A 25,224-nucleotide genomic window follows, 5' to 3' on the forward strand; every position below is an offset into this window, starting at 1 on the left:
AAAACAGAAGAAGAATTTTGTCTAGGATTAACAAAATATACGGCTGGGATAAAAAGGGGATTGACGATGCCGATTCGTTGATGTTAATATGTTCTCAAAGAGGAAAACCTTTTCCTATAGTTTTCCTTAAAATGGAATAAGGAGGCTTATATGGCGATTACGATAGCAGATATCGCAAGGGAGGCAGGAGTGTCTATTTCTACTGTTTCCAGAGTCATGAATAATACGAAGCCGGTAAGTCCTGAATTAAGAGAACGGGTATACGAGATTATTGAAAAGAACCATTTTAAACCTAATGCGTTGGCCCAGGGGCTGATTACCAAGAAAACCAATATAGTCGGAGTGGTAATTCCAGATATTTCGAACCCAGTATTTGGGGCTTTGACAAAAGGAATCAACAGCGTCTGTACAAAAAAAGGATATACAATTATGGTATGCGAATCCGGTGGTGAACAGGAGCAGGAAATGAAGCTTTTGGATGTACTGGAGGACAAGCAGACAGATGGTGTTTTGTTTGCAGGCGTTGACATAAACCAGGTACTTGTTGATGCGATGCTTAAGAAACAGTATCCGGTTGTATTAGTCACTCAAGAGTCAGCAGTAGAAGAGAATGTGATAGATACTGTGACACATGATAATGTTCGGGCTGTGTATGATGCAACAAAGTTTCTGCTGGATAATGGACATGAAAGAATCGCCTATCTGGGCGGGCCGAAACATGACTTTTCTTCAGGAAAGAAGCGCTTGAAAGGGTACCGTATGGCACTGGAAGAAGCCGGGATTACAGTTCCTGATTCCTATATTGAGCAGGGAGAATTTTCTTTCCAGTCCGGTTATGAAGGAATGAAACGGTTATACGAGGAAAATAGTATTCTTCCGACTGCTGTAGTGGCAGGAAGTGATTTGATTGCCATTGGCGGTATTCAGTTTTTAAATAGTGTAGGTGTGAGCGTTCCTGATGAGATATCCATTATCGGATTTGATGATTTGGATTTTGCTACATGTTTAAGGCCGGAGCTTTCTACTGTCAGAATTCCTTATTTTGCTGAAGGTGAGAAAGCTGCAAAAGAATTGATTAAGTTCATGACAGGAAGCAAGGAGAAAGCAGCGACACACTATGTACCCCATAAGATTATCCGAAGGGGCACGACCAGAGCAAAAAGCAAATAAGCAGAAAGCTTTTCAAAGCAGTTATATAGGAGCTGATATAAATCAGCTCTTTCAAAAATCAACACGGGAAAAAGTTTTCCTATCTAAATAAACGAAGAACTCACGTATTATATTTTCCAGGCTGGGAAATATATACATTTTAAAGAGGATATTCGTTATTTTTAATAACATTCAGGAAAACGATTTCCTGAATTACAATGTGCTTTCACCCGTAAGGGGAATGCGATAAATTATACATCCTAAAGGAGGAAAAGTAGTATGAAGAAAAGAATGAAACAAGTCATTGCAGGCACTATGGCAGCATTGATGATGGCATCATTGGCAGGATGCTCCGGGAAAAGCCAGTCTTCCGGTGGTTCAGATTCATCAGACGAGAAGATTACCTTGAAATTTTCGTTTGATCAGGGTGTTGGAGAGCCGACACAGAAAATCGTAGACAACTTTAATAAGAGTCAGGATAAGATTACAGTTGAGACTGTTCTCCTTCCTCAGGATGCAAATCAGGTTCATGATGATTTTGTGAATAAATTGGCATCCGAAGATACCAGTGTTGATATTATGGGACTGGATGTTGTATATATTGCGGAGTTTGCATCTGCAGGCTGGCTGATGGATTTGAGCGATGCACTTGATTCTTCCATTACAGATACAATGCTGGAAGGAACAGTGGCAGGAGCTACTTATGATGGGAAATTAGTGGCAGCACCATGGTTCACTAATTCAAGTGTGCTGTTCTACCGCCAGGATGTGTTAGACCAGCTGGGAGCGGAAGTTCCTGATACTTATGAAGGATGGATGGAGCTTGCGGACAAAGCTGTTGGCATTAATGGTGTAGAATATGGTGCAGATTTTCAGGCAGCTCAGTCTGAGGCGCTGGTGTGCAACTGGGTAGAGTATGTATGGAATAACGGCGGAGAAATCCTGGATAAAGACGGAGCTCCGGTCATCAATACGGATAACAATGTGGAAGCAACAAATATTATGAAAACTCTGGTTGATAAGTATGCCCCATCAGGTATAACCACTTATACAGAGACAGAGAGTGAGCAAGTATTTAAAGAAGGCAAGTGCCTGTTTATCCGCGACTGGTCAGGCTTTTGGTCAAGCGGACAGGACGAAGGTTCTAAAGTAACAGGACTGATTGGTGCGACAACACTGCCGATTGGACCAAAGGGTGAGGAGCCACACTCTTGCCTGGGCGGACTTGACCTGGTTGTAAATAATGCAATCAGTGATACACAGAAGGAAGCGGCAGTGGAGTTCATTAAGTACATGGTAAGTGCTGATACACAGAAAGAAATGACCTTGATTTCTTCACAGCCGCCTGTTGTAAAGTCTGTATATACAGATACGGAAATTCTGGAAGAAATTCCATTCTATGAAAACTTTTACGGTGTAATCCAGGGCGGAAAATCCAGACCTCAGTCACCACAGTATGCAAAGGTTTCAGATGCAATCCAGAGAAACATCCATCAGGCATTGACGGGTGAAATGGAAGTGCAGGAGGCACTTGATAAATTGCAGACGGAAGTAGAAGAATTAAGCAAGTAATGTAGGCCGAGAGATGTTGTAAAATAGTAACTGTTCTGAACAGATACGTAAAATGCAAATATCTTGAAGAAGGGCACTGGATTTTAGGATTGCATTATTCACAATCCTAAAATCCAGTGTATGCCTTGTAAGGGAGAACAATTTTGCAACATCTCTTTTTTAAGAAGTAAGGAGGCAATCATGACAGGTAAAAAGAAAAGAAATGGCTCTCTCGAAAAGACAGAAAGCAGAGATGCCTGGATTATGATGGTGCCTGCCATCACAGTATTGCTGTTAGTTGCAGTGTACCCGATCCTCAGGACGTTTTGGCTGAGCCTTCATGAGATGGTCCTGACAGACCCCGGGACTGGTTATCCATTTATTGGACTTGAAAATTATGTGAAAATATTCAGTGATAAAAGAGCATTAACATCTATTATATTTACTTTGAAATTTACAATTACCACCGTATCCCTAGAACTTTTGATTGGATTTACGGCGGCATTGATTATGAATAAAGCGTTCAGGGGAAAAGGTCTTGTGAGGGCGGCAATTCTAATTCCATGGGCAATTCCTACATCTGTATCTGCTTTGATGTGGAAATTTATTTATAACGACCAGTATGGACTGTTCAATGATATTTTATATAAATTTGGAATCATCGACAGTTATAAGGCATGGCTGAGTACTGCCGACGGGGCGTTTATGGCACTGGTTATCACTGATGTATGGAAGACAGCTCCTTACATGGCACTGCTGATATTGGCAGGACTTCAAATGGTATCAGAAGACTTATATGAAGCTGCAAAAATTGACGGGGCAAATGTGTTCCAGAGGTTCCGTTATGTGACACTTCCAAGTGTTAAGAGTACTGTGCTTGTGGCACTTCTTTTCCGTACATTGGATGCATTCCGTGTATTTGATTTGGTTGCAGTTATGACAGGCGGCGCAAATGGAACAGAAAGTGTATCAATTTATGCATACAATAATCTGATGAAATTTTTAGACTTTGGGTATGGCTCGGCTATGGCGGTGCTGATATTCATTATCGTGTTCATCATTAGTCTCTTGTACATGAGAGTGTTGGGTAATCAGATTACGGATATGTAAGAAAGAGAGGCGAAAGATGAGTAAAAAAACATCACATATCATCAGACAGGTATTGTTCTATGCTTTTGTTATTCTCTTTGTAGGCTTGATTGTCCTGCCCTTTATATGGCAGTTTCTCACATCAATCAAACCCATGTCGGAAATATCTGCAATTCCGGCAAAATGGATTCCAAGCGAGATTAATATCCAGTTTTACTTCAATGTATTTGAAAAGCATCCATTTGCAAGATACTTATTAAATAGTTTTATTGTGGCAGTCACCACCACAATCCTGAGCATCCTCATCGGGGCATCTGCAGCATATGCACTGGCACGTCTGAGGTTTAAAGGAAAGAAGATTATGCTTATGGCAATTTTAAGTATTTCTATGTTTCCTACCATTGCGACTTTGAGTCCAATCTATTTACTGTTAAAGCAGTTTCGCTTATTAAACACTTATGCGGGTCTTGTGATTCCTTATATCACCTTTGCCCTTCCATTATCTATCTGGCTGCTGACGAATTTCTTTTCACAGCTTCCCAAGGGATTTGAAGAAGCAGCAGCCATTGATGGATGTTCCAGAGCTGGTATATTTTTTAAGATTATGCTCCCGCTGATTAAACCGGCAATCTTTTCTGTTGCATTGATTGTATTTATTAATGCATGGAATGAGTACATTTATGCGCTTACCTTCATGACCAATGACCTTATGCGTACGGTTCCCGTTGGAATCGCAATGTTCCCCAGTAATTATGAGATGCCTTGGGGAGATATGGCAGCAGGTTCTGTCATTGTGACAGTACCGTTGATTATTATGGTACTGATTTTCCAGAAGAAAATCATTGCCGGGCTGACTGCCGGTGGAGTGAAAGAATAAAGGTTCACTTGATGAACGAGAGAAGGAGAAAAAGAATGAAACAAATTAAAATAAATGAAACCTGTATGATATCACAGGTAGCGGCAGGCTGTATGCGTGCGGCAGATTCCGGGATGGAGGGAGATGCATTTCTGAAATTCGCAGAAGAATGTATTGACATGGGGGTAACTACATTTGACCATGCTCCAGTCTATGGCGGATATACCTGTGAGAAATTGTTTAGAGACGGAGTAATCCGTAAGAATCCTGCACTGAGGAATAAAATGCAGCTTGTAACTAAAACCGGGATTGTCCTTCCAGGCAAAAATGGAAATAAGACAATATATTATGACTCCTCCAAGGCAGAAATCAAGAGGGAAATGGAAGCTTCTTTGCAGAATCTCGGAACAGATTATGTAGACCTGCTTCTTGTGCACCGTCCTGACCCACTGGCAAACCCGGAAGAAACGGCAGATGCGCTGGATACTCTTGTAAAGGAAGGAAAAGTCCTGAATATCGGTGTGTCAAATTTTATGCCGTCTCAGATTGAGATGCTCCAGAGTTATCTGAAAAATCCTATTGTGATAAATCAGATGGAGCTGTCTGTAAAAACAACGGAGAACTTCTTTAATGGTGTGACCGATGATGCATTTACAAGAAGAATGCCTTTAATGGCATGGTCTCCTCTTGGCGGCGGAAGTGTATTTGCGGGAGAAGAACAGCAGTCTGTGCGTTTACGCAGCACACTCCAGGAAATTGCAGATGCGCACCATACGTCCATGGACGTTATCATGTACGCATGGCTGTTTGTGCACCCGGTTCGTATTGCAGCCATTACGGGAACTATGAACACCGCCAGAGTGAAGTCAGCAGTAGAAGCCTTGGATATACAGCTTAGTTATGATGAATGGTATCTGATATTGGAAGCATCCAGAGGCTATAACGTACCATAGGAGGAGTAAAATGGGGAAAATTCGATTTGGAGTCATCGGTTCCGGATGGAGAGCAGAATTCTATATCCGTATTGCGAAGGCGCTGCCGGAACAGTTTGAACTCATTGGGGTATTAATAAGGGAAAAGGAAAAGGGAGAACAGTTTAGGAAAATACATCAGGTTCCTGTTGTACAGACAGTAGAGGAACTGGAAAAAGGGAATCCCGACTATGTTGTGTTAGCTATAAAGAGGGGAATTATCTCAGGTTATCTTACAACGCTGTTTGAGAAACAGATTCCGGTACTTTGTGAGACTCCTCCGGGAGAGGACCTTGAAGCCTTAAAGAGTGTATGGGAAAATTGCCAAAAATATAATGGGAAGATTCAGATAGCGGAACAATATTTTGCACAGCCGTTGTATGCAGCATGGGACAAAGTGATTCGTTCCGGGAAATTGGGCGAGATACAAAATATTAATATCTCTGCCCTTCATGGATACCATGGGGCAAGTATCATCCGGCAGTATCTGAACGCGGGCTTTGAGAATGTAAAAATTTACGGCAAGCGATTCTGGTTTGATGTGACGGAGACTTATGGCAGAGAAGGAATGGACTTTAACGGGGAAGTGTTCAAATGTTCACGTGATCGTCTGACCATGGAATTTGAAAATGGAAAGATTGCATATTTTGATTTTTCCGACCCGGCTCAATATCATTCCTTTATCCGTACAAGGCAGTTGACAGTTCAGGGCGTAAGAGGAGAAATTGATGATCTGACAGTCCGCTACCTCACGGAGGAAAATGTACCTGTGACACAAAATTTAAACCGCATTGATTTGGGTGTTTACAATAATCAGGACTGGTCTCACTATGGAATTATGCTTGGAGAAGAATTCTTATATAAAAATCCATTTGGAAATGCAAGGCTCAATGACGATGAAATCGCAGTTGCAACCTGCATGAAGAAGATGGATGAATATTTAAAGACAGGAACAGAGTTTTACAGTCTGAGAGATGCATTGCAAGATATGTATATTTGCCTGGTTATGGACGAGGCGCTGGCACATCCGAACCAGGAGATTACAACGGCAGCACAGTGTTGGGCATAGAGGAGGAATACATGAAAAATCAGATTATGTTGATTACTTATGGGGACAGCCTGGGTAAAAATTTCAATGAAATGGAGTCGGTCCTTGAAAAACATTATCAGGGAGCCGTAGGAAGTATTCATATCCTGCCGTTTTTTCCTTCCTCAGCAGACCGCGGATTTGCACCTATGCAGTACGACAAAGCAGACGAAAAGTTCGGAAGCTTTGAAGACTTGAAGCGGATTGGGGAAAAGTATGAGCTGATGTATGATTTTATGGTAAATCATATTTCGGCACATTCCCCCTATTATCTGGATTTTAAAGAGAAAAAGGATGCATCGGCATACAAAGATATGTTTATCCGTTATAGCGAATTCTGGGAAAATGGTGAGCCGACAGAGGAGCAGGTGGATAAGATTTATAAGAGAAAACCCAAGGCTCCCTATGTTGATCTTACATTTGCAGATGGAACAACAGAAAAAATCTGGTGTACCTTTAGTGAAGAACAAATTGATTTGGATGTAACCAGCCCGTCGGTAAAAAAATTTATAGAGGATACAATCGAGTTTATGTGCAGCCACGGGGCATCCATTATCCGGTTGGATGCGTTTGCATATGCGGTGAAGAAAGCGGATACAAGCTGCTTTTTCGTAGAGCCTGAAATGTGGGATCTGCTGTATGATATTGAAAAGACAGCGGAAAAATATGGAGCAGAGATTTTGCCGGAAATTCATGAGCATTATTCAATTCAGATGAAGATTGCGGAGAAAGAATTTTGGGTTTATGATTTTGCACTGCCCATGCTGGTGCTTCATGCACTGTATACCCATAGAGGAGACAGGCTGAAACACTGGCTGGATATTTGTCCCCGGAAGCAAATGACAACTTTGGATACCCATGATGGGATTGGTGTGGTAGATGTAGTTGATTTGTTATCCCCGGAGGAAATTGAAGAGACAAAAGAATTGCTTTACTCCAAAGGTGCAAATGTAAAGAAGAAATACAGCAGCGAGGAATACAACAATTTGGATATCTACCAGATTAACTGCAGTTTTTACTCTGCTCTGGGAAATGATGATGATGCTTATTTACTGGCCCGGGCAATCCAGTTTTTTGCACCGGGAATCCCGCAAGTCTATTATGTAGGGATGCTGGCCGGAGAGAATGATCTGGAACTTTTGGAACAGACCAAAGAGGGACGGAATATTAACCGGCATTATTATACATTGCAGGAGATTGATGAGAACTTCCAGCGTCCTGTTGTGAGAAAACTGAGGGATTTGATGAAATTCCGTAATGAATGTCCTGCATTTGACGGGGATTGTCTGTGTGAGAGCAATGGCAGTCAATTACGTATTATACGGGACAATGGAACAGTCCGGGCAGTGCTGGAGGCAGACCTGGAAACTTATAAGTTTCAAATACGGGTAGGATAAAGAAATTATAGCGGAAGCAGTGTCACTAAGTTGAAAAATAACTTACTGGCACTGCTTATTATATTTCTTATTTTTTGAAATTTAACACTTCTAGAATAATTTGCTATTTGTAAACTGCCTGATGCAGTCTTTCTATTGCAGTGGCTATATCATGAATATGAATACTGCTGAAACCTAATAAAATCTGATTCTGAGGGCAATCCTTTTTATTTTTCCAGTAAATATCCGTAGGATATACTTGAACATCACAATCCAATGCTCTTTTTATAATCTGATGCTGCCTATATGGACTATTGATGCTAAGCAGTAAATGCAAACCGGCGCTGCTGCCTTGTATGGCTGCTTTTTTGCCAAATGTTTTTTTGATACAACTGCATATTAAGTCATATTTCTTTTTATAATGTGTTTTTAACATGTTAATATGTCTTTCGTAACTGCCGTTCTCAAAAAATTCAGCTAATGCAATTTGCAGGTGTTTCGGAACAGTACAGTTTATGAGCTTAAAAGTCTCATTATAGTTCTTTAATACAAGCTCAGGCAATACGACGTATGCTATCCTTAAATCGGGGGATAAGGATTTAGAAAAGGTTCCTAAATATATGGTTCTTTCACTCTGATCTAATGATTGCAAAGAGGGGACCGGCAGCATATGGTATCTAAGCTCACTATCGTAATCGTCCTCTATGATATAGCTGTTATGTTTACTTGCCCAGTTTAGAATTTCTAAACGTTTTGAAATTGAACACACACATCCTGTAGGAAATTGATGTGAGGGAGTTACATATAATAATGTGTTTTTTAATCTGAATATGTCATCTATGGAAATACCGTCATCTTCGAGATGAACAGTATTCATATCGTATTTATTCATTTCAAATATGGCCCTTGTGCCATCATAGCCTGGTTCTTCCAGGGATACGGAATACTCCTCTTTAGGAAGCAATTTTGTTAAGAGTTGTAAAGAATGCTGGTGTCCACTTGTAATTAGGATTTGTTTTGGTGTACACCGGACACCTCTTGTCTGATATAAATAATTTGAAATAGCTGTCCTTAATCTAAATTCTCCTTGTTTATCTGTATAAGATAAATAAGTCTGGTCCGCTATGCTGTCAAATGAAGAAATGATGCATTTACGCCAGGGATTTGTTGGAAAGATATCCCCATCTATATTCCCATATTGAAAATCATATTTACATTTTTTGGGGTCATTATCCTCATGAACAGGGGGAAATGATGGATTTTCTAAACTTGTATTCTTAATCAAATCAAGGTTCAGTAAAGAATTTACATAGAAGCCAGAGCCCTTAATGGCGTGAAGATAACCTTCAAGCTCAAGCTGGTAATAAGCCGCTGTTACAGTATTTCTGCTGATTCCCAACTCATCAGCCAATGTACGGGTAGCGGGAAGCCTGCTGTCCGGAGCTATCATCCCGGCTGTTATGTCATTTTTTATCTGCAAATATAATTGTTCATATAATGCATGGCGAGATGCTCGGTTAAGATTTATCATGTAATCCTCCTGAAGAAATTGGAGCTATTAAATATGTGAAAATTGGTGGTTATAATAAGTCCAATTTCATTATACAATATGGCCATAGCAATGTAAACAATGGTTGCCCACAGCATTATTTAACAGGGGTAATCAAAAATGACCAGAGAGAATTACAGGCAGGTGACAGGTATGATTGATGAAAATTTTATATTATCGGCAAGTCAAGTGGAACAATATCTACAACGGTTAGGGCTTGATTATAAGCAGGATAAAAATAGGCTTATACCATCAGAAGAAAATTTGAAATATTTGCAGACAATACATATTTCAAAAATTCCCTATGAAAACCTTTCGATATTACTGGGTGAGCCAATTTCATTAAATGGAAAAGATTTATTTATAAAAATCATATCAAACAATAGAGGGGGATATTGTTTTGAAGTAAATGGTTTATATACATTTCTATTGAAAGCATTGGGATATAAAGTCACTGTATATAATGTCAGGTTTATTTCTGAAAACAAAGGCGTTCAGATGAGACGGCATAGAATAATGCGGGTTGAAATTGATGGCATATCCTACATAACAGATGTAAGTTTCCGGAATGAGTATCCCCGAACTGCATTGAGATTTATTTGCGGTAAAGTGCAGACAGATGGAATTTCAGAATATAAGTTTACACAGGATGAATATTACGGATACATTATGTGGCAGAAAAGAACTGGAAAAGAATGGTCCAAAATCTTTGGCTTTGATGAAAGCCCCCAATCAGAGATTGATTTTCTATTACCTAATTACTATTGCGAGACTCATCCTGATTCACCGTTTATTGATGCTCCCCATATGTCAATATGCCCTATTGATCAGCATATTACGATGGCCGGCCGGGAGTTCACCATATCTAAAAAAAACAAGATATTAGTGAAGAGAAACATTGAAACGAATGAAGAGTTTATCTTATTATGTAAAACGTATTTTGGTATTGAAATTAATAAGGAAAAGGCAGATGTAATTATGCGGAAAACCCGGCATAAATCTTGAATGTGAGAAAATTTGCTCAAGGCTATTATTTGAAAAACAGGAGGTTAAGTGATGCAATATAGAATGAAAACACATATGCTGGACAGAGATGAGATTGACAAACTTCTAAATGAAATACAAACAGGATGCCTGGCAACCGTAAACTGCGACGGTACACCTTATGTCATTCCCGTACATTTTGTTTATCTGGACCGCGCCATTTATATACATGGTCTGCCTAAGGGTAAAAAAATAGAAAACATTAAAATGAATCCCTTTGTGAGCATGACTGTATATAATATGGATGGGCTGTTACTTGATGCCAGGCATAATCCATGTGATACAAATACGAAATATCAAAGCGCAATTATTGATGGAAAGGCTGTTTTATTAGAAGACTATAAAGCGAAAGCCAAAGTATTAGATAAAATTGTGGGAAAATATACTCCCCATCTGGCTGATAAGACATTGCCTGAAAATATGGTCAGAGGCACTGCGGTTATAAAAATTGCAGTTAACGAAATTACAGGAAAATATTATCTGTAAAATAAATCCTGGCAGGAGATTACACTTCCTCCAGGATTCATTCGCCCGATGCATTGAGTATCCGGGGCAATGCTTTGGATGGAGGATAGGAGTGTTATAGAAAGCTCCTTTATTAAGCAGAAAAGGAATCCCAAAAGTCAGAAACTGACTGTAGGGATTCCTTCTTTTTGTGTAATATAAACAAGACCACCAACATTGTTTTGCTAACAAAAATCATAGCGTGCTATATATATTATGATTTGCAGAGGTAACTTCAAAAATGTATGTATGTTTAGTGAAAGAGTTATATACACACACCGGGCTTATTTGTAATCGTACATAATACGGTATATGTATAAGTTTTTACAACACCGCATTCATTACGTAATCTTTCAAGCAAAGCCTCAAGGGTTCGGGTCGAGTCCGTTACAACCTTAAGAATATACTCATAATCACCGGTGATACAGTGACATTCTATGATTTCGGGCATCTCCTTAATAAGCGTGCGGAACTTCGTTTGTGAATTCCGCGGCGGCTCTTTTAAAACCACCATACAAAAACAGGTGAGTGCCTTTCCTAACTTGTGATTGTCTAATAGAACGGTATAGCCTGTGATATATCCGGCATATTCTAATTTACGCAGCCGTTCACTTGTGGAAGGCTGAGACAGGTTTACTTGCTGACTGATTTCTTTGAGCGAAGCTCTGGCATTTTTTTGAAGAACTCGCAAAATATCTTTATCTATTGTATCCATAAAACCTCCCAATATCATCTTTTTTTAAATATTAACACCTAATTTTATTAAGGTCAACATAAAGTGTGCCTTATAATTATTAGGCAAAATGAAATAATATTTTTGTATTTTATTGAATTTATTGTGCGCTATTTACAATAGAAAGAAGAGAGCATACTATTTATCTATACTATTTACGAGAAAATAGGAGGAAGATAAGTTTATGTTAAAAGGCAAATGGTTAAAATTTCTGGTTGTGTATTTGAGTGCAACAGCATTGGCTTTAAGTCAGCTTAAAATATCTCCGATTCAGATGGAAATGAATTTGAGTTTAGAGAAATTTGGATGGCTTATGTCGGTCTTTACCTTGTCAGCACTGTTTCTGGCCCTGCCGGGTGGAACAATGATCAGTAAGTATGGTGCGAAAAAGGTTGGAGTCATTGTTCTGGCTTGTCTGGTTTTAGGAAATATGTTAGGGGCTGCCAGTGTTAACGGAGCCGAGGTGATGAATTACACCTTACTTTTAATTAGCCGGATTATTGAAGGAGTTTCCTTCTCCATGATTAATATGATGGCAATGGTATTTATCGGAGAGTGGTTCAAGGAAGGTTCTTCAGGGGTTGCAATTGGAATTTTCGGAACTTTTTCAGCACTTGCCTCGATGTTTGGCTATAATTTTTATCTGCCGGTTTTTACAAGATTTGGGCTGCGGTCTGTTTGGATTGTAACAGCTATATTAGCAGCCATTGCATTGCTTGGTTTTATCTTCTTGCTGGATGATGCCAGAGAGGAAGAAACGAAGGAAGAAAAAAGCACATACAAGGAAGTATTTGCACAAGGTAATACATGGTTATTGGCTATTGCAATGTTTACAATGACATTTGTACTTTATACGTTTATTGCATATTACCCAAGAATTTTAACAGAAATCTTTGGATTATCAAAAGAAGGGGCAAACGCACAGTCTGGATTCTTCGGTCTGGTGGGCGTGCCGTTTGGCTTAGTTGCCGGGATTATTGTTGATAAATTTAAAGTAAAAGCACCTTACCTGGGTGTTGTTACTGGGCTTTTGATGGCATTGGGATGTTTTATGATAGTGTTTGCGCCCTCTTCTATGGCAATTGTACAAGTGGCACTGCTGGGAGCAGCCATCAGCTTGTTTTCATCAAGTATTTCTATTTCGGTACCAAGAACAGTAAAGCGAAAGGAATTAATCGGACAAACCTTTGCAGTGGTGTATTTATTCTATTATCTCGGAGTAACAACAGGCGCAGCAGTGGTTGCAAAAATTGCTTCAGCATCCGGCAGCTGGAAGGTGGCTTCTATGGTTATGGGTGTGACCGTACTTGCAGGCGTGCTGTGTATGTTCCTTCTTGGAATCACAGACAGGAAGCGTGAAAAAACCAATAGGTTTTAAAATAAATAAAAAAATGGAGGAAAAGGTTATGGCAAACAGACGTAAAAAAGTTTTACTCACAGGTGGAACACAGGGGATTGGCGAAACAACGCTGCAGCTATTGGTAGAAAAGGGGTATGAGGTGCATATTACATATCGAAGCTCAGCAAAAAAAGCAGAAGAGTTTTGCCAGAAATATCCGGGCATAGTATATGCTTACAAATTGGATCAAGGGGATCCGGAAGCGATAAAAAAGGCGGACTTCTTAAATGAGCACTCCTGGGATGGTATTATCTTTAATGCAGCACTTGGTTCAGCTACAGCAAAGGTATATCAGGCTGGTTCAGATGAACTGGCTTTTGAAACTGATGATGCAATGATGCGGGTAAATGCATTGGGGCCACTTTGGATTTATAAGAAGGTAAAAGACAATCTTTTAAAAAGAACAGAGAAAACGAAATTAATTTTTATTTCATCCGTAGGCGGTGGAATAGCGGCTTTCCCGTTCTTTACATTAAGCGATGGAATGAGCAAATGTGCAGTGAGTTTTCTGGGAAAACAACTGGCAGCAGAAAATACTCATACCTTAATTGATGTATTTGTAGTTTGCCCGGGTGCAACCGAGACACAAATGTTTAAGGCTAGTACACTGAATCAGATGTCGCCGGAAGAAAGAGAAGCATTTGATTTGGCACAGGCCAAAAAGCGTTTAATTCAACCGGAAGAAATCTCTTATTGGTTAGAGCAATTGTTACACGATGAGTCCACCGTACTTCATGGAGCAAGCATTGACGCGACCCTGGGTCTTGGATCCCGTCCTGGTATTCAGACAGAATATGGACTGAAGCATTAAACGAAAGGGAGGGGCTCAAAGTGAAAAAATTTCTTTCTAAAAGAGGGCAAAGTTGGGCAAAGGAAATGTCACCGCTTATGAATGCTGACTTTAGCACGCGGGAAATGCGTTATGATCCGGAAACAAGGCCGAATGGCCATATTAACATGGGAACAGCAGAGAGCCAGTTAATTAATAAAGAAGTAATTGAGCTGTTGGAGAAAATTCAGTCACGTATGACGATTGCGCCGAAAAATATCCATTACGATTATTTTTATGGCAGTAATGATTTTAGAGAAGCAATTGCACGTCACTGGCAGCACCTGATATTTGGAGACGAATCAGGGAGAAAGATTACAAAAGAAAATATTGTCATAGGGTCAGGATGTTCGCTGGCGTTAGAAATGCTGGGAACTGTATTGGGAGATCCTGGGGACGTATTATTGGTACCGGCTCCTTATTACTCGGGATTTGGGGACGATATGTCTGAGAGAGCGAAAATAGAATTAGTTCCGGTGCATTGCGGCCCGGAACTGACGAAGGCAGCATTTGAAGAAGCATATGAAGCGCAGGTTGCCGCGGGGAAAAAGGTTGTTGGCGTGCTGTATTCTTCACCGAACAATCCGGTTGGCACTGTATACAAACCGGAATACATGCAGCATGTAATAGGATTCTGTATGAAGCATGATTTGGAAATTATTTCGGATGAAATTTATGCCGAGACAATTCATGACCCACAATCAAAATGGTGCAGTACCCTGCGTCTGGTTCCGGATGAATATCTGCATAGAGTACATGTCACCAGCAGCTTTGCAAAAGATTTTGCCCTTTCAGGCTTTCGCACCGGATTTGCAATTTCTTTTAATCCGGCGGTGATTGCAGCCATGCAAAATCTGTCATATTATTCAGGAGTATCAACACATACACAACTGGTGTTAACCGAGCTTTTAAAAGCGCCGGAATTACCGGAGCTATTGCAAAGAAACAGGGAAGAACTGCAAAAAGGTTACAAGAAAATGGTAGAAGCGCTGGGTGAGATTGGAGTTCAAACTTTACCGGCCCAAGGCGGGATTTTCATTTTTGCTGATTTCTCCCGTTTTATGAGGGAGAGGACGTTTGCAGGCGAGATGGAATTATGGCAAAAGATATTTGGAGAATTAAAGGTCAATATTTCACCGGGACAAATTTTTGCATCAAAAGAACCGGGATGGTTCCGCATCTGTTATGCATCGGAGCCGGCTGTAGTGGATGAAGTTTGCAGAAGGCTTCAGACATTAATTAGATGATAATAGAAATCAGGTCTGGGTATGAAAAAGGAGGCTGTAACCTGTTAAGGTTACAGCCTCTTTTCGAAGTTCCCTGCTACAGAGCACCCTTCTGTAAATATCATAAATGCATTTGGGTCAATGCTCTTGACAATCCGCTTTAGCTGGCTGACTTCATATTTTGAAATCACCACAAGCAGGATGTACGAAGTCTCATTAGTATAGGCTCCGGCACCGTCCCAGTTAGTAACTCCACGCCCGGTCTGTTCTATGATAGCCCGGGAGATGCCCAGTTTCTTTGTGAAAATCATAACACTCATGTTGATATTTTGAATATGTACCCGGTCACAGGCGATGGAAAAAACCACACCATAAATGAGAGAGTAAATTGCGATTTCTATATTAAATAACATGAGGCAGATACTATATATAAAAAAGTTAATGATAATGGATACTTTTCCTACACTGAATCCTGGAAACTTTTTGGAAAAGTAAATACCAAGGATATCCTGTCCTCCGCCGGAGCTTCCGCCTCTAAGAACCATACCTGAACCAGTTCCGGTAATAATGCCGCCAAGAATACAGGCAGTAAGATAATCTTCAATCACTGGGGATGACGGAATTGGGATCAGGGTGAGAGAGACTGTCTGAAGAATAATGGTCAGAACAGAACGGGTGAAAAATGTCTTTCCCATCTTGTTCCATGCCAGATAAACTAAAGGCAGGTTAAGCAGCAGATAGATAATACCTGCAATATCAGTCTGCCCAAAAGAAAAAGGCAGAACCTTCATAATAAAAGTACGGATTAACTGGGCTATACCCATAAACCCTCCATTGTATAATGAGAGAGGTATGATAAATACATTTAGCCCTAAAGCAAACATAAGCGTACCGAGTGTCACGTTGCCCGTACTGTATAAACGCTGCTTTTGCCGCTCGTTTAAAGAATTTAAAAATAACATAATAGTCTCCCCCCATTATAGTGATGAATTTGCACTCCCGAATCTATGATGTTCAAGATATCAGATGTGTCTATATATTCTAGCATTTTGATTTCCCTATTACAAGATATAAAAACATAAATTTTACTGCTATTAATGGTGTAAAATCCTGTGCATTCGTGATATAATATTATCCTACTTAACGATAAATTACTGAGGTACTTATATGATACGGTGGTCGCTTGCAGGGGAATTTATGGCTTTTATAGTCCTCATTACATTGATGTTATATTTTCATGAAAAGCGTGTTGTAATCAGCACCAGGGAAAGATTCTATGGTTTATGTTTATTGTTTTCTCTCCTTTGTATAGGACTGAATGTGCTGTGTATCTTATTGCTGGACTATCCCGGGCACAGTCCATACTGGCTGAATATGTTTCTCAACAGTGTGTACTTTCTGCTGATTATCGTTGTCAGTTCTATGATAGCTGCGTATTTATTGCTCATAATACTGGAACATGTCTATGATAAGGAGAGTATGAAACGTGCATTTATGGCACTGGCTTTAATGAATGTGACATTTATGGGTCTGGTACTGTGGAATGTGAAGTCGGGTATCTTGTTTTATTTTGACAGCGCAGGCAATTACCGGAGGGGAGAACTGAATGTACTGGGATATTACATTGTAGCAGTGGAAATTCTGATGATATATTACTGCTGCTGGAAACACCGGCCAAGTGTAAGTAAATCTATTGTGCGGACAATTATCACAATTCCCCCGCTTATTGTTCTTTTAGGTATATTTCAAGTGATTTACAGGGAAATTATAGTAAATGAAATGGCATTGGCAATTGCGAATATGGTGCTTTTCATGAGTTTTCAAAACGGTGCCCTAAAACGGGACTTTTTAACCCTTGCGGGAAACAGGGAAAATTTTTATGAAAATCTGTCACTCAGACTTGCTGGAAAACAAAAGTTCCAGGTCATTGTTCTGGCTTTGCGTCAGTTTGACGTTATAAATCAGAATTATGGACATCAAAAAGGAGATGAAATTCTTTATGCGGTAGCGTCCGAACTGGGGCGGATCATTCCCGGCGGGAAGGTGTACCGGTTTGGAAATGTAGAGTTTGCAATGATTCTTCCATGGCATTCTAAACAGGAGGCCCAGCAGAATCTTGGCATTTTACAGAGAAGGTTTCGCGGGAGCTGGAGTGTAGGAGAAGTACATACTCATATACGGGCCGTTTTTATGCACATGGAACATATCGAACAAACTTACACTGCGTCTGAAATGATGACTTATTTGGAATATGGCATTAGAAAAGCAAAAGAAATTCAGGGACACAATGTAAGCTTTAACGAAACCATGCTGAAAAAGTATGAAGATGAAAAAAGAATTTTAGACGTGATACAGCGTTCGGTTGAACAGAAGCGGTTTGAGGTCTGGTACCAGCCCGTATATCATCTGAAAAGCGGGAGCTGGTCCGCAGAGGCTTTGTTAAGACTCAATGATTATGACGGCAATCCGGTCCATCCTTCTGAGTTTATACCAGTCGCGGAGGCATCAGGCCTGATTGATGAGTTGAGCTGGATTGTTTTGGAGGAAGTGTGTTCTTTCCTGGAACAAGAAGAACACAATAATATAGAGAATATATCGGTTAATTTATCCATGCAGCAATTTGCCGATGCCAGGATATCGGAGAAAATACTGGATTGTGTGAACAGACACCACTTAACTCCGGGCAGGCTTAAAATGGAAGTGACTGAGAGAGTACTTCTGCATGACATGGAGTACATGAAAAAAATGATGAACAAGATGGACAGGGCGGGAATAGGCTTTTACCTGGATGATTTTGGGACAGGTTATTCTAACCTGGTTAGTATTTTGGAGTTTCCGTTTGAGTGTGTGAAGCTGGATAAAAGCCTTTTAACAGGGTTTCCGGAAAATCCGGATTCAAAGGTGATGGTCAGAACATTGATTGAACTTTTCCATGGTATGGGAAATAAGGTTGTAGCGGAAGGTGTTGAAGAAAGAGCTCAGGCGGAACTTTTGGATAAGATGGGAGTGGACTATATTCAGGGGTACTATTTCAGCAAGCCCCTGTCCAGGGATGTGTTTTCCAAGGGATACTATATGAAAGAACAGCTTTTCAGGGAACTAAGCAAAGAGTAAGAGGATAAATGTTGTGAAAAAGGGAACTACAGGGAACCGGCTGATTGCGCTTATTTTATCTGCAGTTATGCTGATATCCTGGTGGACGGTGTATCAGCCTGCAGATGCCGCAGGTACCAGGCAAGAGCGCGGCAGGGTGGAGGTACATTATATAGATGTTGGGCAGGGAGATGCGACTCTGATTCTGTCAGACGGACATGCCATGCTGATTGATGCGGGAAATAACAGTAAGGGTACCGCAGTACAGAATTATTTGCAGAAACAAGGTGTAAAAAAGCTGGATTATGTAATAGGTACCCATCCTGATGCCGATCATATCGGTGGTTTAGATGTTGTCATTTATAAATTTGATTGTGGAGAGGTGCTTCTACCGGATTACAGGAAGGACACGAAAACTTATGAGGAGGTGGAGGACACTTTAAAAATAAAAAATTACAAAGCAGTTCATCCTGATGCAGGAGACAAATATCTGCTTGGGGAGGCCTTCTTTACTGTTGTGTCACCTGCCGGTAAAAAGTTTGACAGTGCCAACGATTATTCTGTTGCAGTACGTCTGGAATATGGCAGGAATCATTTCCTGTTTGTAGGAGATGCGGAAGCAGAAGCTGAACAGGCAATGTTAAAGAGCGGACAGAATCTTAGTGCTGATGTGTATAAAGTCAGTCATCATGGAAGTAAAACAGGAACCTCAGAAGAATTTCTTGAAGCGGTGAATCCGGAGTATGCTGTGATTAGCTGCGGGGAGGACAACTCCTATGGTCATCCTCATGGAGAAGTCCTGAATCTGCTGCGAAAGAAGGGGATAAAGGTATTTCGTACAGATGAGCAAGGGACTATAGTTGCCGTTTCTGACGGGAAAAAGATTACCTGGAATATGTCCCCCGATGAGAGCTGGAAAGCAGGAGAGCCAAAGGGAACAGGGAAAAGTACCCCAGAACCGGCAAAGAATATAACATATATCCTGAATGAAAATACAAAGAAGATTCATCGGCCCTCCTGTGACAGTACAAAGAAAATAGCTTCTGAAAATAAAAAGAGAACAAAGAAGGTCCTAAGAGAGCTTGAGTCAGAAGGGTACATCCCATGTAAAAACTGTTTGGGAAGGTAACTGCAGAATGATGGTGCAAAATAAATGTAATGGATTCAATATATGGAAGCAGAGACATTCCATAGGAAAGGATGGGAATATGAAATATTTAGAGATTGAAAAGGTAATAGGAAGAGAAATTATTGACTCCAGAGGTAATCCAACAGTGGAAGCGGAAGTTTATCTGACAGACGGCACCATAGGAAGGGGAACAGCTCCAAGCGGCGCATCTACAGGAGAATTTGAAGCACTGGAACTAAGAGACGGTGATAAGGCAAGATTTGGCGGAAAGGGAGTTTCCAAAGCTGTTTCAAACATCAATACAATTCTTTCTGAGACATTAAAAGGTATGAATGCTGCAGATACTTATGCGGTAGACAGAGTTATGATTCAGGCAGACGGGACAAAAGATAAATCAAAGATTGGTGCAAACGCAATTCTGGCAGTATCTATAGCCAGTGCAAGGGCAGCGGCTAATGCTCTGAATCTGCCGTTATACCGCTTCTTAGGTGGTGTAAATGCAAACAGGCTGCCGGTTCCAATGATGAATATTTTAAATGGCGGTGCACATGCTGCAAATACAGTGGATGTGCAGGAATTTATGATCATGCCTGTAGGAGCGGAAAGCTTTGGAGAAGGGCTGCGCTGGTGTACGGAAGTATTCCACACATTAGCCGCACTCTTAAAAGAGAGGAAGCTGACAACCTCAGTTGGAGATGAGGGCGGGTTTGCGCCGGACCTTGGAAGTGATGAGGAGGCTATTGAGTGTATCCTTGAAGCTGTAAAAAGAGCCGGATATGAGCCGGAAAAGGACTTTGTACTTGCAATGGATGCTGCATCCAGTGAGTGGAAGAGTGGTACAAAAGGCGAGTATTTACTGCCCAAGTCAGGCAAGAAGTTTACTTCAGAAGAATTGGTGGCACATTGGGAGGCTCTTTGTGACAAGTATCCAATATACTCCATTGAGGACGGCCTGGACGAAGAGGATTGGGAAGGATGGAAGATGATGACAGACAAGCTGGGCGGAAAAGTCCAACTGGTAGGTGATGATTTGTTTGTAACAAATACCGAAAGACTGGAAAAAGGAATCAACCAGGGCTGCGGTAATTCTATCCTGATCAAATTAAACCAGATAGGCACTGTGTCTGAAACGCTGGAGGCAATTAAAATGGCTCATAAAGCAGGTTACACTGCAGTTAGCTCCCATCGTTCGGGAGAGACCGAGGACACCACAATAGCGGACCTGGCAGTGGCACTGAACACCGGACAGATTAAAACCGGTGCGCCGAGCAGAAGTGAGCGTGTGGCAAAATACAACCAATTGCTGCGTATTGAAGAGGAGCTGGGATATGCTGCAGTATATCCGGGAATTGAGACCTTCTGTATCACCCGTTAAATTCTGAAATCTGCGGTAACTGTTCTGGACATATACAATCTGTAAATAAAAGAATCCGTCAACTTCCGTTTTGGAAGCCGGCGGATTCTTTATGTAGTAGGAAATCATGTTTCCTGCTACATAAAACCTCAGGGAGACCGCACTGGGTTGGTAAGGAAGGTGCTGCTATCGCAACCCGCCCCAGGCGGAGAATCTTGCAAGCAAGATTCTCTCTTAAGACAAAAAACGAATCACTACTTTATAAGAAATCCGGCAATGAATGTTACAGCAGGAATTGTAATCATAGAAAGTACTGTTGTAAATGCAAAAATTTCGGAAGCATATGTATAGTTTTTATGATAACGAATTGACATCATTGTCATGGTAGCAGCCGCAGGACATGCAACGGCAATTAATGTTACATAGGCGAGATCATGCTCTACTCCGGTTAAGAACAAAAAGAGAGTCACTGCTAAAGGCACTCCCAGAAGCTTTAGAAAGCTCACCCAATAAAGATGAAGATTGGTAAAGATTTTTCTGAAATCAGCCTGGGCAACAGAAAAGCCTGCAACCATCATGGCAAGGGGCGTGTTCATATTTGCAATGTAATTCATAGAATCCAGAATGGTAGAGGGAATACGCAGCCGCATAAAAAACAGAAACATTGCTATTAAAGTTGCAAGAATAGTAGGAGAAAGAAGCCCTTCCTTGAGTTGTCTCAAGGAAAAGCTGTTTCTTATAAGGCTGAGTCCATGTGTCCAGGAGAATAAGTTAAATACAGCCATATAGGCAGTAAGATAAAATACTCCCTCATTTCCCAGTATACTATATACCAGCGGAATACCGATAAAGCCACAATTAGAATAAATAGACCCAAAGCGGTCCAGATAATACTCAGGATTATTTTTCACCGGTATCAGGAACCGTGCAATAACAATTCCAATAACATGCGCCGCGCAGGCAGCTGCAAACGAAATGAGAAATCCCTTCACAAGGCGGGTATCATAATCGATTTGATAAGCCGTAACAATCAGGCATGGATTTACAAGCAGCAGCAACAGATTGGATACGGTCCTATTTCCTTCCTGACTCACAATCTTCAGTTTATAGCAGGCAAATGCCAATAACAGAATGATCAGCATTTTTAACAATTGATTAAAAATTAGTACAAACATATATCCGGCCTCTAGTTCATGAAAGATTCTACAATTTTACTGACTAATTTCCCGTCGGCCTTTCCTTTTACCTTAGGCATAAGCTCTTTCATGAGTTTTCCTTTGTCTTTTGCTGTCAGGGTTTCGATTCCCAGATCAGTTAATACTTCCTTAATTATTTCTGAAATTTCCTCTTCTCCCATCATTTTGGGAGCATATTCCTCCAATACGGACAGGCGTTTTTCGCATTCTTCGATAATGTCGGTACGGTCTTCGGGAGTCATTTCCAAAGTTTCTTTTGTCTGTTTAATCTCTCTTAAGACAATCTGATTCTCTTCATCTTCAGTCAAATCTGCACGTTTATCGATGGCCTTATTCTTGAGTGCGGACAACAAGAAAGAAAGTGCTGCTTTTCTTTCCTTATCCCCTGCCTTCATAGCTGCTACCATTGCACTTCTTACTTCTTCAATCTTACTCATCTTCAATACCTCCAGCTTATATTTGCATTCTTTAGATTTTAACAGAATAAAGTGAGTTTTTCAATATCGGGTTAAATTTTAAGGTGAATTCTCTTTTTTTGAAATAAATTTTACTTTTTGGCCGGTATGTTAGGAGTATGATAAAGTCTTGATAAAAAATAATAAAAATTATTGTCATATGATTTGATTCATGATAAAATCTAGAGGGATTTTTTCGGATTTTCAAAAAATAAAAAATTGTGGTACAAAGGAGAAATATAGGAAATGGGAATAAAGGACATACTGGCACTATTAGGAGGGCTGGCACTATTTTTATATGGAATGCAAATGATGAGCAACGGCCTGGAGGCTGCCGCCGGAAATAAAATGAAGGCCATTTTGGAAAAGCTGACATCCAACCGGGTAAAGGGTGTTTTGGTAGGAGCAGGAATTACTGCTGTTATCCAGTCTTCATCTGCTACAACTGTAATGTTGGTCGGGTTCGTGAACTCTGGATTGATGACATTGAAGCAGGCTGTATGGGTAATTATGGGAGCCAATATAGGAACCACGATAACCGGGCAGCTGATTGCGCTGGATATTGGTGCAATAGCTCCGGTATTTGCATTCCTTGGAGTGGCAGTGATGATGTTTGTCAAAAGTGAAAAAGTGCATCATATCAGCAGTATAGTTACTGGTCTTGGTGTATTATTCATGGGAATGGAAATGATGGGCGGTGCAATGGAGCCGCTGCAAAATTCCGAAGCATTTATCCATTTTATGACCACCTTTAAAAATCCGCTGGTGGGAATTTTGATCGGAGCGGCGTTCACCGCAGTTATTCAGTCATCCTCTGCCTCGGTAGGAATATTACAGGCACTGGCTGCCACGGGGATGATTCCTCTTTCCAGTGCAGTTTATATTTTGTTTGGGCAGAATATAGGGACTTGTATTACGGCTGTTCTGGCATCTATAGGTATGAAAGTAAGTGCGAAGCGTACGACAGTCATTCATCTGATGTTTAATATATTTGGTTCCATACTGTTTACCATTATCTGTATGGTGACTCCTTTTGTTTCCTGGATGGAGGCACTGACACCTGGAAGTCCTGTATCTCAGATAGCAAATGTCCATACGACCTTTAATATTGTAACAACCTTGATTCTGCTGCCATTTGGGACGTATATGGCAGTCATTGCCACACGGATACTTCCGGGCAGGCAGGAAGAAGAGGAAGAGGAGTTCCATCTGGAATATATTTCAAAGTTTACTCAGCCGTATGCAATCGGGCAGGGAGCATTGGCAATCTCCCAGGTGGAAAATGAAGTAGGCAGAATGCTGGGTCTTGTGGAAAAAAATATTTCCCAGGCCTACGATGTTTTATTAAAATTCGACGAAAAGACACTGAAAAAGATAAAACAGCGGGAAGTTTATGTGGATTATCTAAACAATGAAATCTCAAGCTACATTGTTTCCTTAATGTCAAATGAGATGTCAACGCCGGATTCCTATAAGATTAATGGCTATTACGTTATCACCAGCAATTTGGAACGTATTGGAGACCACGCCATGAATCTGGCAGGATATGCGAGTGATTTGAAAGGTTGGGATATTGATTTTTCTGACACGAGCAAAGAAGAGCTGGAGGTTATGAAAAAGCAGTGTCTGGAAGCGTTGCATATGATAAACAAGCCGGTGAATGGACATGCAGCAGAGGTATATGAGAGAGCAGCAGCCATAGAGCAGAAAATAGATGATACAAAAGACAAGTATTTTAAAAAGCAGCTGCAGCGTTTGAAAAAGGGCAAGTGCAAACCACAGACTGGTGTTATATTTACAGAAATTTTGACAGATTTTGAAAGAATTGGGGACCATGTAAAAAATATTGCAGGACAATACACAGAAATGGAAAACTAATCAGAGCACGAATATTTTCCTCTATTTGACAAATACTAGTAGCAGTGCTAATCATTACTATGATGTTAAATGGAGGAATTTCTTTATGAAAGCTACAGGAATAGTAAGGCGGATTGATGACCTGGGAAGGGTTGTTATTCCGAAAGAAATACGGAGAACCCTGCGGATTCGGGAAGGTGATCCGCTGGAAATATTTACAGACAGAGAAGGAGAAGTCATACTTAAGAAATATTCTCCCATTGGAGAACTGGGAACCTTGGCTAAACAGTATTCGGAAAGCCTGGCTCAGACAATGGGGTGTACAGTGTGCATTACAGACAATGACCAGGTTGTAGCTGCATCGGGCAGCGGAAAGAAAGATTTGCAGGACAAATTTATCAGTAAAGAACTGGAGAAGGTAATTCAGGCAAGAGAGCAATTGCTTGCCACGTCGGACAGTTCAAAATATGCCAGCATCATCCCGGATGAAAAAGAGTTTAAGGAAGAAGCAATTTGTCCGATTCTTTGCGAGGGGGATGCGATTGGAGCGGTTGTATTTTTAAATAAGGATGAGAAGAGGAAATTTGGGGAGTTGGAACAGAAGGTTGCTATGAGTGCCGCCGGATTTCTTGGCCGCCAGATGGAATAATTAGCAGAGCAGTACCAATAGAAAAAAGAGGTTTATGGCACACCAGTATCTACTGAAACGTATTAGAATTTTTCAGAAGATACTGGTGTGTCATATTTTTATGGAGAAAATCATATGCTGTATTAGTG

The 25,224-nt window shown here is 40.7% G+C and carries 22 protein-coding genes; 17 read left to right on the forward strand and 5 right to left on the reverse strand.

What is annotated here, in order from left to right:
• The first annotated feature begins 150 nt into the window (after positions 1 to 150).
• The 7 genes from A8805_RS05490 to gtfA all read left to right on the forward strand — a co-directional run bounded on the left by A8805_RS05490 (position 151) and on the right by gtfA (position 8,100).
• The gene (locus tag A8805_RS05490; RefSeq protein ID WP_109709187.1) at positions 151 to 1,170 is read left to right on the forward strand and encodes a LacI family DNA-binding transcriptional regulator; all 1,020 of its coding nucleotides are present in this window, start codon (positions 151 to 153) and stop codon (positions 1,168 to 1,170) included.
• Positions 1,171 to 1,428: 258 nt separating this feature from the next.
• Complete coding sequence (locus A8805_RS05495) at positions 1,429 to 2,721, forward strand: ABC transporter substrate-binding protein (protein WP_109709188.1); 1,293 nt, start codon at positions 1,429 to 1,431, stop codon at positions 2,719 to 2,721.
• A 180-nt stretch (positions 2,722 to 2,901) separates the two neighbouring features.
• A complete protein-coding gene (locus tag A8805_RS05500) occupies positions 2,902 to 3,810 on the forward strand; it encodes a carbohydrate ABC transporter permease (RefSeq protein ID WP_109709189.1) in 909 nt (302 codons plus the stop codon).
• A gap of 16 nt (positions 3,811 to 3,826) precedes the next feature.
• Entirely contained in the window at positions 3,827 to 4,666 is an 840-nt protein-coding gene (locus A8805_RS05505; RefSeq protein WP_109709190.1) for a carbohydrate ABC transporter permease, read from the forward strand.
• 35 nt (positions 4,667 to 4,701) lie between these two features.
• Positions 4,702 to 5,598 carry an aldo/keto reductase gene (locus A8805_RS05510; protein ID WP_109709191.1) on the forward strand — a complete coding sequence of 299 codons (897 nt, stop codon included), beginning with the start codon at positions 4,702 to 4,704 and terminating at the stop codon, positions 5,596 to 5,598.
• Positions 5,599 to 5,608: 10 nt separating this feature from the next.
• Positions 5,609 to 6,685 carry a Gfo/Idh/MocA family protein gene (locus tag A8805_RS05515; RefSeq protein WP_109709192.1) on the forward strand — a complete coding sequence of 359 codons (1,077 nt, stop codon included), beginning with the start codon at positions 5,609 to 5,611 and terminating at the stop codon, positions 6,683 to 6,685.
• 11 nt (positions 6,686 to 6,696) lie between these two features.
• Positions 6,697 to 8,100, forward strand: a complete 1,404-nt coding sequence (gene gtfA / locus A8805_RS05520) for a sucrose phosphorylase (RefSeq protein ID WP_109709193.1) — start codon at positions 6,697 to 6,699, stop codon at positions 8,098 to 8,100.
• A gap of 103 nt (positions 8,101 to 8,203) precedes the next feature.
• Here the strand turns inward: gtfA and A8805_RS05525 are convergent, their stop codons facing one another.
• The gene (locus A8805_RS05525; protein ID WP_109709194.1) at positions 8,204 to 9,610 is read right to left on the reverse strand and encodes a PLP-dependent aminotransferase family protein; all 1,407 of its coding nucleotides are present in this window, start codon (positions 9,608 to 9,610) and stop codon (positions 8,204 to 8,206) included.
• Between the two features lie 138 nt (positions 9,611 to 9,748).
• Here A8805_RS05525 and A8805_RS05530 point away from each other — a divergent pair, with 138 nt between their 5' ends.
• Both A8805_RS05530 and A8805_RS05535 read left to right on the forward strand, forming a co-directional pair.
• The gene (locus tag A8805_RS05530; RefSeq protein ID WP_109709195.1) at positions 9,749 to 10,633 is read left to right on the forward strand and encodes an arylamine N-acetyltransferase family protein; all 885 of its coding nucleotides are present in this window, start codon (positions 9,749 to 9,751) and stop codon (positions 10,631 to 10,633) included.
• A 51-nt stretch (positions 10,634 to 10,684) separates the two neighbouring features.
• The gene (locus tag A8805_RS05535) at positions 10,685 to 11,158 is read left to right on the forward strand and encodes a pyridoxamine 5'-phosphate oxidase family protein (protein ID WP_109709196.1); all 474 of its coding nucleotides are present in this window, start codon (positions 10,685 to 10,687) and stop codon (positions 11,156 to 11,158) included.
• Between the two features lie 283 nt (positions 11,159 to 11,441).
• Here the strand turns inward: A8805_RS05535 and A8805_RS05540 are convergent, their stop codons facing one another.
• Positions 11,442 to 11,891, reverse strand: coding sequence for an Lrp/AsnC family transcriptional regulator (locus A8805_RS05540; protein WP_181392743.1), 450 nt, complete (start codon positions 11,889 to 11,891; stop codon positions 11,442 to 11,444).
• 202 nt (positions 11,892 to 12,093) lie between these two features.
• Between A8805_RS05540 and A8805_RS05545 the strand changes: the two genes are divergently transcribed.
• The 3 genes from A8805_RS05545 to A8805_RS05555 are packed head-to-tail and all read left to right on the forward strand — an operon-like array spanning position 12,094 to position 15,384.
• Positions 12,094 to 13,287: a CynX/NimT family MFS transporter gene (locus A8805_RS05545; RefSeq protein ID WP_109709198.1), complete on the forward strand. Its 1,194-nt coding sequence runs from the start codon at positions 12,094 to 12,096 to the stop codon at positions 13,285 to 13,287.
• Positions 13,288 to 13,315: 28 nt separating this feature from the next.
• Positions 13,316 to 14,119 (forward strand): SDR family oxidoreductase, encoded by an 804-nt coding sequence (locus A8805_RS05550; protein WP_109709199.1) that lies wholly within the window; start codon positions 13,316 to 13,318, stop codon positions 14,117 to 14,119.
• A 20-nt stretch (positions 14,120 to 14,139) separates the two neighbouring features.
• Positions 14,140 to 15,384, forward strand: a complete 1,245-nt coding sequence (locus tag A8805_RS05555) for an aminotransferase class I/II-fold pyridoxal phosphate-dependent enzyme (protein ID WP_242992282.1) — start codon at positions 14,140 to 14,142, stop codon at positions 15,382 to 15,384.
• Between the two features lie 50 nt (positions 15,385 to 15,434).
• Here A8805_RS05555 and A8805_RS05560 read toward each other — a convergent pair whose 3' ends face one another.
• A complete protein-coding gene (locus A8805_RS05560; protein WP_109709200.1) occupies positions 15,435 to 16,325 on the reverse strand; it encodes a YitT family protein in 891 nt (296 codons plus the stop codon).
• A 235-nt stretch (positions 16,326 to 16,560) separates the two neighbouring features.
• Here A8805_RS05560 and A8805_RS05565 point away from each other — a divergent pair, with 235 nt between their 5' ends.
• The 3 genes from A8805_RS05565 (at position 16,561) to eno (ending at position 20,960) form a co-directional block, all read left to right on the forward strand.
• Entirely contained in the window at positions 16,561 to 18,477 is a 1,917-nt protein-coding gene (locus A8805_RS05565) for an EAL domain-containing protein (protein ID WP_242992283.1), read from the forward strand.
• A gap of 13 nt (positions 18,478 to 18,490) precedes the next feature.
• On the forward strand, positions 18,491 to 19,585 hold the full coding sequence (locus A8805_RS05570; RefSeq protein WP_242992284.1) for a ComEC/Rec2 family competence protein: 1,095 nt from the start codon (positions 18,491 to 18,493) through the stop codon (positions 19,583 to 19,585).
• Between the two features lie 79 nt (positions 19,586 to 19,664).
• Positions 19,665 to 20,960, forward strand: a complete 1,296-nt coding sequence (gene eno / locus A8805_RS05575; protein ID WP_109709280.1) for a phosphopyruvate hydratase — start codon at positions 19,665 to 19,667, stop codon at positions 20,958 to 20,960.
• A gap of 233 nt (positions 20,961 to 21,193) precedes the next feature.
• Here the strand turns inward: eno and A8805_RS05580 are convergent, their stop codons facing one another.
• Positions 21,194 to 22,114 (reverse strand): AEC family transporter, encoded by a 921-nt coding sequence (locus A8805_RS05580; RefSeq protein WP_109709202.1) that lies wholly within the window; start codon positions 22,112 to 22,114, stop codon positions 21,194 to 21,196.
• 11 nt (positions 22,115 to 22,125) lie between these two features.
• Complete coding sequence (locus tag A8805_RS05585; RefSeq protein WP_109709203.1) at positions 22,126 to 22,572, reverse strand: GatB/YqeY domain-containing protein; 447 nt, start codon at positions 22,570 to 22,572, stop codon at positions 22,126 to 22,128.
• A 264-nt stretch (positions 22,573 to 22,836) separates the two neighbouring features.
• Between A8805_RS05585 and A8805_RS05590 the strand changes: the two genes are divergently transcribed.
• Positions 22,837 to 24,468 carry a Na/Pi cotransporter family protein gene (locus A8805_RS05590; RefSeq protein WP_109709204.1) on the forward strand — a complete coding sequence of 544 codons (1,632 nt, stop codon included), beginning with the start codon at positions 22,837 to 22,839 and terminating at the stop codon, positions 24,466 to 24,468.
• 85 nt (positions 24,469 to 24,553) lie between these two features.
• Positions 24,554 to 25,096 carry a stage V sporulation protein T gene (gene spoVT / locus A8805_RS05595; protein ID WP_109709205.1) on the forward strand — a complete coding sequence of 181 codons (543 nt, stop codon included), beginning with the start codon at positions 24,554 to 24,556 and terminating at the stop codon, positions 25,094 to 25,096.
• Positions 25,097 to 25,224: the final 128 nt, after the last annotated feature.

It is taken from the genome of Faecalicatena contorta, assembly GCF_003149105.1.
Lineage (GTDB): Bacteria > Bacillota > Clostridia > Lachnospirales > Lachnospiraceae > Muricomes > Muricomes contortus_C.